Source organism: Chloroflexota bacterium (assembly GCA_016875535.1).
Classification (GTDB): Bacteria; Chloroflexota; Dehalococcoidia; order SHYB01; family SHYB01; genus VGPF01.
The window spans coordinates 26661-36131 of record VGPF01000024.1 but is presented as its reverse complement, the minus strand read 5'-3'; the positions used below and the strand labels follow the sequence as shown (position 1 = coordinate 36131).

Here is a 9471-nt window from a genome sequence, read left to right as displayed (position 1 = left end):
GGTACTTCGTGTTCTACAATAGCCGGCGGCCCCATTCGAGTCTCGGCGGGATGACCCCGGACGAGCGCTATGCGAGGTCGTTGCCGGCGCCCGCGGCAACCCACAACACCGCAGCATGATTCCACTTGTCGCACAGGGCCCGGCTGTTCAGATAAACGGAGCCACCTCTCTCCACCCCAATAATCTCACGGCCAGCAACGCAGCGTCCCTGAAGCCTGCGTGAATTCGCTAGGCACACTAGCGGCTTGATAATCTTCATCTCACATCTTCCCTTCCTCATACCAAGGGGCCCCGTCATCTCTGCACTATAGCGCCACGCCACGCTTCCATCTTTTGTAGAGTGCACCTGTACGGTCAAAAGGGAGTCCTTCTGGAGCGCCGGGGATTCGAGCGGGTGACTGAAGGGCCTTGCGTGGAGGGTTTTGGAGCGCAGCCCGTCCCCAACGCCTACCAATCGCAGTATATGCAGGCGGGCTCTCCGCGCAAGGGGTGCGTGGCAGGGGGCTGGATACCCGGCCGCCTAGGTTTCCCTATCTGAAGTCCCTGGACCGAGGCGTATGCTCTGTGACCTGTAGAGGCCAGGCGCTCTCCAGGATGACGTTGAAGGTGTTCTCGCGCCTTGAAACCCTCCCGCGCACGATCACGAAGGGGCTGTTCAGCGGGGCCTTGAACCGTTCGTAGGTCTTCGCCCAGACGATGAGCCGCACCGTGCCGAACTCATCTTCCACGTTCACAAAGACGGCCTCCGCTAAGGGCCGCTGCTTGTGCGTGATGAGCCCCGCTACGGTCACTGTAGCGCCTTCAGCGATTTCCAGGGCCTGTGTGCTGGTCAGGACTCTCTTAGGCAGCTGTGAGCGCACGTAGGCCATCACGTGGCCCTTTGGATGGATGCCCATCGCCTGGTACTCGCGGGTCATCTCTTCGAAGGCGGTCGTTTGCGGCAGCTTGGGCATGTCCTGTTCGACTGGCAGGGCGAAGGAGAACTGGGCGGTCACCGGCCTGTACCGGAGCCCGGCTTCCCATCGCGCCTGCCTGCGGTCCTGGCAGAGGCTGTCCATCGCCCCTGCGTCGATGAGGCACTCGACTTGGCGCTGGACGAGGCCAGCGCGCTGCATGAAGTCGGCAAGGCTCTCGTACGGCCGCTCTCTTCTCGCCTTGACGATGGCCTTCGCCGAGGCCGCCCCGATATGCTCCACATAGCCGACGCCCAGGCGGATGGCATCCCCCTCGTCCACGCAGAGGACCTCGCTCCTGTTCACGTCCGGGTTTAGCACCGTCACGCCGAAGCGCCGGGCATCCTCCTTGAGCGATTCAGGGGAGTAGAAGCCCATCGGCTGCTCGTTGAAGAGGCCGATGTAGAAGGCCAGGGGGTAGTACCACTTCAGCCACGCACTCTGGTAGGCCGTGACGCCGAACGCGAAGGCGTGGGCCTCCGGAAACTGGTACATCCCGTTATAAACGCTGAATATGCGCTTCGCCGTCGCCTCGTCTACGCCCTTTTTCGCCGCTCCGTCACGGAACCGTTCCCACCACTTGGGGATGAGGGCGTCCGCGTTGCGCTTCCCGAAGGCGCGGCGCAGCTTGTCGGCTTCGGACGGGGTGAAGCCCGCCACGTCCACGCCCAGCTGGACGAGCTGGTCTTGGAAGAGCACGATGCCCAGAGTGCGCTCCAAAGCCCTCCGCTCCAGCGGGTGGTTGAACGTCACCGGCTCCTCTCCGCTCCGCCTGCGGATATAGTGGCGGACGCCGTTGTTGGCCCCCACGCCGGGCCGGACGGCCCCGACCTCATGGGCCATGTCGATGAGGTTCTGGGGCCGGAGGCGGGGGAGGGTCTGTATCTGTGCGCTGGACTCCACCTGGAAGATGCCCACGGTCTCGCCGCTGTGCAGGAGCTTGTACACCTCGGGGTCGCTGAAGTCGATGCGGGAGAGGTCGATCCACCGTCCCGCCTGGCGCTCGATGACCTTGGGGCAGTGCTGGAACTGCGAGAGGACCCCAAGGGCCAGGAGGTCGATCTTGACGAACCGGGCCTCGTCTATCGAGTCCTTGTCCCATTGCATGACGTAGCGCCCCCCTATCGCGCTCGGCTGGATGGGGACCACCTCAGTCAGGGGCCTGTCGCTGATCACCATGCCGCCCGGGTGCTGGGCGAGCTGGCGGGGGAAGCCCGCGATCTGGCTGGAGAGGCATATGAGCTCGTTCCAAGGGTGCTTGTCCGCTCTGTCCTTCCATGCCGGGTGCAGGCGCATCTGGTCGCGAAGCGCTGCCGCGTTCGAATCGTCCACGTCTTTCGCCAGCTTGTCGATCTGGTCTTGAGGGATGCCCAGGGCCTTGCCGATATCGCGGACTGCGCCTTTGACCCTGTAGGTGTCGATCATGCCCGTGAGGGCTGCCCGCTCCCACCCGTACTTCTGGTGGATGCGCAGGATCAGCTCCTCACGGATATTCCGGGGGAAGTCGAGGTCGATATCCGGCACGCTTGGGAGGGCGTCTTCGGGCAGGAATCGCTCCAGGGTAAGGTCGTAGTGGAGCGGGTCGATGTGGGACATGCCCAGGAGATAGCCCACCAGCATCGCCACGGACGAGCCGCGCCCTCTGCACGGCGGCTGCATCTCCACAGGCATCTCAGGGTCGCTGATGCCCAGGTCAACCGCCACTTCATGGGCAAGCAGGATGATGTCGCGGTAGATCAGCAGGAAGCCCGCCAGGTCGTGCTTCTTGATAAGCCGGAACTCGTGCTCCAGGCGTTGCCTGACTTTGGGGGTCAATGAGCCGTAGCGGCGCATGGCCGCCTCTGTGCACAGCTTTTCGAGATATGCCTGGGGGGTCAGTCTGTCGGGAGCGCGGTAGTCGGGGAACTTATAGGCGAGGTCACGCACGAGGTCGAAGGCCTTGCACCGCTCGGCGATCAGGACGGTGTTGGCAACGGCCCCACCATGCGGCTGGAAGGGGCGCAGCATGTCGCTGGGGCGTTTGAGGCTGAGTTCGTCGTTCGGCCACAGGTGCCGGTAGGCTTCCACGACGGATTGGTTGTGCCTGATGGCCGTCAGGCAGTCGTGGAGGCGGTGGCGGGACGGCTCGTGGTAGTGGACGTTGCCTGTCGCGACGGTGCCGACCTCGATGGCCTCCGCGAGGGCGGCCAGACGGCGATTCCGCTCCGTATCGCCGCGCATCCGGTGGTGCTGAAGCTCGACGAAGTAGCTCTCCCGCCCAAAGAGTTCACGGTACCTCGTCGCGACTCGTTGGGCTTGGTCGTACTGGCCATGCCCTATGAGGGTTGCCACTTCGCCCTTACGACAGCCGGAGAGAGCGATCAGGCCATCCGTGTGTCCCTCGATGAGGCTCGGGTCAAGTGCGGGATGCTGCCTGTCCTGCTGATGGGCCTGGGAGATAAGCCAGGAGAGATTGCCGTAGCCCGTGCGGCTCTCGGCAAGGAGCGTGAGGTGGAAGCCGTTCGTCAGGGTGACTTCGCAGCCGGTGACGGGCTGGATGCCCGCGTCACGGCAGGCGAGGGCAAACTCCATCGCTCCACACAGGTTGTCGTGGTCGGTCGCGGCCAGGGCGGCATAGCCGTAGGCCTTCGCCTGCTGCACCAGTTCATCGATGCGGGAGGCCCCGTCGTGGAAGCTGTAGTTCGTATGCAGGTGAAGCTCTGTGTACATGGGACGGCTCACAGGCGCTGGCTGTACCACTGCCTGCTGTCCATGTCTTGAAAGACGGCTATGGTTGAGCCGTCCCTCAAGTGCAGTTCGAAGTAGAGCCGCGCCACCTCTTTGCCTGCCCACCAGCCTTCTTTCACTTTCCAAGCATCCCTGACCTGGACAACAGGGCGCCAGCGGCCGTCATGTAGCACGGCCTTCGGCTTCCGGTCGTGCCCGAGGCGCAGAGAGACCTTGACTGGCTCATTTACGGGACGTATGGAATGAGCGCGTTCCGGCGCTCTGGCAGTCGCGACCATGGATCGACCTCGCGGTAGTGGAAGATTGGGGCTGGCTCTCCCTGCCTCGCTCTGTACTGGCGCAACTCTTCGTCGATTTGCTCGATGACACGCGCCTCCGGGAAGAGGCTGCCCTGTTTGCCCGCTTCGCCGGTCACGCCGGTAAGCGTCAGGGTAAGGTTGAGGAGCGGGCCGGGTAGGGATACCCCCTCAAAGAGATAGCGGACACGGCGCATGGCCTCCGTCGGGCTGTTCACCGGCTCACGGAACGGCAGGGGTTTGACCCACGGCACGCCTCCCTCTACGTCGCCCGAAAGTCGGCCCTTCCGCACGTGGCGGCCAGCCAGGTCGGCGCTCTTGAAGGCACGCTGGATCAGGTCCTCAACGGCGGCGGTTAGCGCCTGGAGGGAGGCGGTTGGCACGGCGAAATCGAGGTAACAGGAGAAGACCTTCTCGTGCGCCCTGGCGCTGACCGGCGTCTCGTCGATCCCGTTCGCGAGAAGCCAGAGCCGCGCCCCCTCGTGCCCGAACTGCGCCTGCATCTTCCCAAAGCCTATGGCGGCGATGCTGCCGAGGCTATGAAGCCCGAAGCCGACGAGCCTGTCTTTGATGGCGAGCGATGTCGGGAGCAGGCGGACGTGGAGTGGGGCGAGGAAGGCGGCTACATCGTCTACGGCCCGGTATGCGCCGGAGGCCTGGGCCTTGAGGGCCGCCACCATCGCAGGGAACTTCCCCTTGGCGATGCCGATGCGGGGGTTGTAGGCCCCTGGCGCAGAGGCAAGGAGGGCATGCACCAGGTTGGCGTCAGTGCCGTAGAGCATGTCGAGGCCCTGCATGTTCACATATGCCGTCCCGGTCCCGGCGTCCTCAACGGCGGGGCTGCGCTGCTCCAGGGCATCCAGGACCCTATCCCAGGCCTCGCGGTAGGCCCCCGTGTCGGCTTTGAGGACGGCCGCCTGCGGGCAACGGGCCATGGCATGGTCGAGTTTCATCCCCGCATCGATGCCCTTCGCCTCGATAGACCGGGCGATGACGGTCGACGGCTGTCCCTCCGTGCTGGCGATTAGGAAAGGCCGTCCCTGCAGCTCGGGACGCCTCAGGAGCTCGAATTTGACGGCGAAATGGGTAAGCAGGACACAGGCAATGGACATAGCCTCCCCCTAGCCTCACCTAGGTAAGCGGGCGGAGAGCAAGGATAGAACAGACGTTCTATGCCGTCAACATAGATTCGTCAGATAGGCGACAGAAGAGGATCGAAGGAGGCGGCCCAGAAGGACTCGCCTAGGAAGCTGGCTTGACTAGGTCGGGGGTGTTGTTCCTCACGTTGCCGACGGCCAGTGGCACTTCATAGGCCACCATCGGCTCGTCTGTGAAGGGGATGAGCAGCCTGTCCAAAACCTTGGCGTCGCTCGTCATCGGGTCCAGCCAGAGCGCCTCGGCCTCTCGCGACAGGATCACCGGCATCCGGTCATGGATGGGCCGGACAACGGCATTGGGCGTCGTTGTGACGATGGTGCAGGAAAAGACGCCCTTGTCTTCAGGCGACTTCCAGAAGTCCCACAGGCCAGCGAAGGCGAAGGGCTTGTCCGATTTCAGACGGATGTGCACCGGCGTCTTGGTCGCGCCCTCTTTGCGCCACTCGTAGAAGCCGCTCGCGAGGACGAGGCACCGGCGCTTCTTGTAGGCGGGGGCGTAGAGCCTGGAGGTCGCCAGGGTCTCGGCCTTGGCGTTAATCGTGGAGTATGAGGGCCTGCCGTCCTTCGACCATGATGGGATAAGGCCCCACTTCATCATCCGGCCATGGCGCATCCCGTCGTTGACGACGGTAAGGACTTCTTGGGTAGGCGCGATGTTGTAGCTGGGGCGATAGGATAGCCCCTCGCCTCGAAACTCGAAGCGGGCCTCCATCGCGGTCATGTCGCTGTAGAGCGTGTATCGTCCGCACATGTTGATGGAGCGTGCTCAGACGTACTGCGAGACCGTCACATTTTACGGCAGCGACGCGACAAAGAGGCGCAATACCCAAGGACCTTCCGCCAACCCTTCATGAGGCAGGACTACTTTCGTTTGGCTGAACGTTTCTTGTTAGGCGTCACCTTGGACCGCTTCTTGCGAGGCTTGCTCCGAGGGCTGGGACGTTTTGTCATTGCCTTGCTCTTTGGTCGGGACGGGTGAGGGGCAGGTCCTGTCACGCTGGGTGGCGGTTCACGAAGCACTTCTCCTGTCGGCACTTGCATCGACGACTCCTGGTTAGAGGCGAAGTCCGAAACCAGGCGCTCGCCCCTGCTGCCGCACTTGGGACACTTGGCTGGCTTATTGAACTCGCTCATGGGCCGAAAGACTTCAAAGACATGACCACATTTGCTGCAGCGGAATTCGTAGATAGCCATTACCCACCTCTGAAGCCGAGATGCCGGTAGTATACCCCGCGCCTATACACGGGATGCTTTGGCGAGCCGTCGAAGCACCGGCTCAACGCAGGCGTTCAATTGAACAGGGTTGAACACCTCGGCGTTCAACCCATCTGAAGTCGAGGGCTCCCCCAATGGCATCAGCATCATTCCACCTTGGGCTATCTGAGCCCATCCGCATTTGAAGGGCGGCGGCCTGCTCGATAGCGCTTAGGTACTCTAGCCAGACACCGAATCTAGAACTGCCACCTAAAACGGGTCAACTCCAACCCAAGCAACTATCCAGTTATGACAACCGGGGAGTTGGGGCCGAAACAGGATGATCTCACTTAAATGGCCGTCGCGACTGGCCCAGGCTTTAGATCAACGCGCCAAATTCCCGCAACGCCTCTTCCTCGTCCCGCTCAAGCACACCGCCCGCGAGGTCAATATGCGACCTACTCACCACATGCAGCGCCACGTGCATGCGGGCGCGAATGACGTCTTTACGGGGATGACGCCCTTTGGTCTGCAGCAGCAATCCACAGAAACCACACCGGAATCCTCGAAGGGTAAATCGCATCACTGGGAACTTGAAGAGAGCCGACGGATGGTCATCGTAGAATCTCCTTCGAGCGATGAACGTATTTGGCGAGATGTGCAGCGTTTTGACGATGCGATAGCAGCTGTAACGCTGGGATAGGGCCCACAACAACACCGCGTCACGGGCGAATCGACCCAGCCTAACATGGCGTCTACGATTTGTTCGAGCACCGGCCTTTACTTCACGAAGATAGTCGTCCAGGGTAACTTTTGCGTATTTATTGAAAAACATTCCGTAGCTCCTGCACAGTGCTCGGGCAGGTCAATGGTGATTTCCTGAACCGGAGCGTCACGAACGATCTCGAGCCAGAATTCCTGCAGCATGTAGCGCAGCGATCCTCATACGCAGCTCTGGAGGAATTGCCCCACGAACGGTCACGACGTACTCCCGACTCATTCTCCGCCGGCCTGAGCCTCGGTTTGCAAGGTTGACCGCCACTGCAACGACGTTCTCCATCAGCGAGCTCACCGTGGTAGGAGGGGATGGGAGAACGATGTGGACCTTCGGCATGACGCTGGCCCGCAGCCAACGGCGGTCCATGTGGGCAAGCACGACCACATTGATTGCTGGCTGAAGCGGTGCAACGGAGGCGGCACGACGACTGGCCGTTGTGGCTTGCTGACGTGAGAGCAACTCATGGGCCAAATGGATCAACATAGTGCTGTCCTCCACTCAAGATCCGTAAGACTGCGTTGTATTCAAAATGCCACAACCCACGTGTTTTTCAAGGGGTTGATGAAAATGCCGGGCAAGAAGACCCAGATAGTCCAGCTAGACCCGGGCGAAGGTAACGGAGGGCGACCTCTTGGGGATTACCCCACCGCAGTCCCCCACTGAGGGTCGTTCACCGGGGATCAGTACCGTAGCAATGCGGCACGCTCGGCCATGGCGGCCAGGCGACCGGAAATTGCGCAGGACCGGCAAGATCCAGGCAGAGGATCCGAGCTTCCGAACTTAGCATTGGAAAGTACCTGATATGCGCGGGGAAAGTACACCTGTTGCTCACCGCTTTGCTATCCAGGCAGGTCCTCGCTTCCCGAGGAAACTCGGCCCCCACGACCGACGACGAATCGCTGCGAAACGCCTTGGGACAAAGCCCAGGAATGAACTGATTACTGACGTGTTCGGCGACGGGGGGGGTAGCCTGATGGTGTCCAGAAATGAGGGGTCGGTACGGATGCTCTGACACACAACCTGAGGCAACTGACTCTACGTCACGCAGAACCAGTCTGGAAGCAGTTCGGAATATGTTAGGAAACAGGCTGGTAGCAAGAATAATATTGGAGTCTTCTCCGAGAAGAGATCCGTGGATAATTGGGGTCCTCCGGGCATCAACAAGGAGGACGACCAGTCATGCGAAGAACCAGGTTCATTGATTCATCTCATTAGTTCTCGACCTTTTCTATCCGCAGCTCCTCTGTCCATTCGATATTGCCCCCAGAAAACATGCGACCGACGGGACAGTACTTAATGGTATTTCGCAGAACAGTCACGTCCCGCTCACTCAACTCAACCGCAGTACCAACGATTACACGCTTTACAACCTTCCGTTTGCGGTCTAGACCGATGCCCTCCGCGGCGGCTCGCTCGGCTTCAGTTTTGTCTTGAAAGATGCGGTGCAGTTCGATTTCCACTCTAAGAGATCGAAGCGGAATGTTTCTTCGACGGGCCACGCCCGCCATTGTGCCGACAGTTCAAGCCGCAAGGCCTGCCATTGCTACTGCTCCCGGCGCCGGCCCAGCGCCTTGGCCTCCGGCACCCGGTTGCTCATCAACGATGAAAGACCATGGCCCGTAGCCCTTTCGCGGTTCTGTCGTGTTAATAGTGATTTGGGACTGATAGTCACGTAAAAGGTTCGCGGTAATCGTCGTGAAGATTTCTTTTTGTCCACCTGTTGATGGTTCCATTGAGCTTCCTCCCTAAATTATCCTAGAAGCAGGCGATTGCAGGCTTTGTACTGCACCAATTAGATTTGGACGGCCTAGGTACACTTCCCCAGGATTAGCGCCTGCGCAAACAAAGGCGACCCCGGCGCGGCGCTGCGGACTCTGCACCCGGCCACTACTTGGATTCCTCAAGCGAATTGCACCTGTCCAGACTTCAACTGGTGCAGACCACGGTATTCCTGCACAAGCGCCGCCCGACCCCAACGCCCGCTAGGGCCAGTATATGCAGGCGGCCGCTCCGCGCAAGGGCCGCGTGCCAGGGGCTGGATAGCTGGTTACCTAGGTATCCCTATCTGAAGTCCCTGGGACTCTACTCGAGGAATATCGTGCCTGTCCCCTCCAGAGTTGAAACGCACTGCCCCACCTCAGATTGGACAGGCTACTTTGAGCAGTTCAAGAGTGAGGCCACGTGAATCTGCGGCGATGACCGCACAGCAAGAGCGCCTTCGCTGACGCCCTCAGACCAAACTCCTCAGGAAAATGGAAACTGTCTAGAAATGAACTGGGGCAGTACACCCAATCCAGCAACAAACTCGATTCTGAAGCTGTACCACAGAACTCGCCACAGATGGAAGTGTCGTTTCCGCGCAACTA

6 protein-coding genes are annotated in these 9471 nt (G+C 60.9%); 1 reads left to right on the top strand and 5 read right to left on the bottom strand.

What is annotated here, in order from left to right; genetic code table 11:
• A partial coding sequence (locus tag FJ039_07950) for a transposase (protein MBM4406096.1) occupies positions 1–119 on the top strand: 119 nt, incomplete at its 5' end.
• A 411-nt stretch (positions 120–530) separates the two neighbouring features.
• On the opposite strand, the gene dnaE is transcribed toward FJ039_07950, so the two are convergent.
• The 5 genes from dnaE to FJ039_07925 all read right to left on the bottom strand — a co-directional run bounded on the left by dnaE (position 531) and on the right by FJ039_07925 (position 7162).
• Positions 531–3662, bottom strand: coding sequence for a DNA polymerase III subunit alpha (dnaE, locus tag FJ039_07945; GenBank protein MBM4406095.1), 3132 nt, complete (start codon positions 3660–3662; stop codon positions 531–533).
• A gap of 244 nt (positions 3663–3906) precedes the next feature.
• Positions 3907–5088, bottom strand: a complete 1182-nt coding sequence (locus FJ039_07940; GenBank protein MBM4406094.1) for a hypothetical protein — start codon at positions 5086–5088, stop codon at positions 3907–3909.
• Between the two features lie 130 nt (positions 5089–5218).
• Positions 5219–5884, bottom strand: a complete 666-nt coding sequence (locus FJ039_07935) for an SOS response-associated peptidase (GenBank protein MBM4406093.1) — start codon at positions 5882–5884, stop codon at positions 5219–5221.
• Between the two features lie 110 nt (positions 5885–5994).
• On the bottom strand, positions 5995–6327 hold the full coding sequence (locus FJ039_07930; GenBank protein ID MBM4406092.1) for a zinc ribbon domain-containing protein: 333 nt from the start codon (positions 6325–6327) through the stop codon (positions 5995–5997).
• Positions 6328–6706: 379 nt separating this feature from the next.
• On the bottom strand, positions 6707–7162 hold the full coding sequence (locus FJ039_07925) for a hypothetical protein (GenBank protein ID MBM4406091.1): 456 nt from the start codon (positions 7160–7162) through the stop codon (positions 6707–6709).
• Positions 7163–9471: the final 2309 nt, after the last annotated feature.

Coding starts and splice junctions, on each gene's coding strand:
- FJ039_07925 (MBM4406091.1), bottom strand. CDS start 7,162: ATGTTTTTCAATAAATACGCAAAAGTTACCCTGGACGACTATCTTCGT.
- dnaE (MBM4406095.1), bottom strand. CDS start 3,662: ATGTACACAGAGCTTCACCTGCATACGAACTACAGCTTCCACGACGGG.
- FJ039_07935 (MBM4406093.1), bottom strand. CDS start 5,884: ATGTGCGGACGATACACGCTCTACAGCGACATGACCGCGATGGAGGCC.
- FJ039_07930 (MBM4406092.1), bottom strand. CDS start 6,327: ATGGCTATCTACGAATTCCGCTGCAGCAAATGTGGTCATGTCTTTGAA.
- FJ039_07940 (MBM4406094.1), bottom strand. CDS start 5,088: ATGTCCATTGCCTGTGTCCTGCTTACCCATTTCGCCGTCAAATTCGAG.